The 744-nt window shown below is 57.5% G+C and carries 1 protein-coding gene; it reads right to left on the reverse strand.

Annotated elements, in window-relative coordinates; all coding sequences use genetic code 11:
* Nucleotides 1–744 (reverse strand): hypothetical protein (locus AKN84_RS47665; RefSeq protein WP_202814734.1); only part of this gene is annotated, 744 nt, incomplete at both ends.

Here is a 744-nt window from a genome sequence, read left to right on the forward strand (position 1 = left end):
CAACTGCAGCTTGGCGCCATTTGATCGAGTGTCGGAGCAAGAATATCAGGAGCAATATCTCGGCGGTGATCGCTGCGAGCAGGCCCCAGCGAGCGGCATGAGATGGGTTAGGAGCATCGGGCAGGTTAGGTGGGCTAAACACCGCATCCTGCGAGGCACCGAGCGTCTGCCGTTTTAGGTCCTCAATTCGTTGACTTGCCTGATCTATCTTGGTGATAAGAGCGATGGCCGGGGTCAAGGCATCCTCGGAAAGCGTGTTCTCGGCGTGCAACACGGGCGGCGACGCTTTCTTGATGATGTTGAGCAGATCCGACATTTGCGGAATCAATTGTTCCGTTCGCGCAATCTCGTCGTTCAGTGACCGTAGTTTAATTGGCGGCGGGATTGTGGCCTGAAGCCACGCTTCTATGAGCGCCGCATTGATGGCCTGCGCCATCGCCGGATCGGGATCGGTTACGCTGAGACGAAACAGTGGCGATGTTTTAGGATTTTGGTTTGGCGGGACGGAGAGCGACCGTTTGCTGTCGAGTGCGCGGCGGCGATCCTCGGCGGTCGCGCCGTCGATCTTGAATTTGGCGAGTACCTGATCGAGGACGGGAACAGTGCTCATGATGGCGTCGGTAGCGCGTGCCGAGTTCTCATCAAGCCGCAGGTAGGCCTGGCTCGTATACTGCTTGGTTCGGAAGCTCGCGTAAGCGGCGGCAAGGGTACCTGCAAGGAGCGGTACTACAATCAATACGACAA

Source organism: Bradyrhizobium tropiciagri (assembly GCF_001189845.1).
In the GTDB taxonomy this organism is placed as follows: Bacteria; Pseudomonadota; Alphaproteobacteria; order Rhizobiales; family Xanthobacteraceae; genus Bradyrhizobium; species Bradyrhizobium tropiciagri.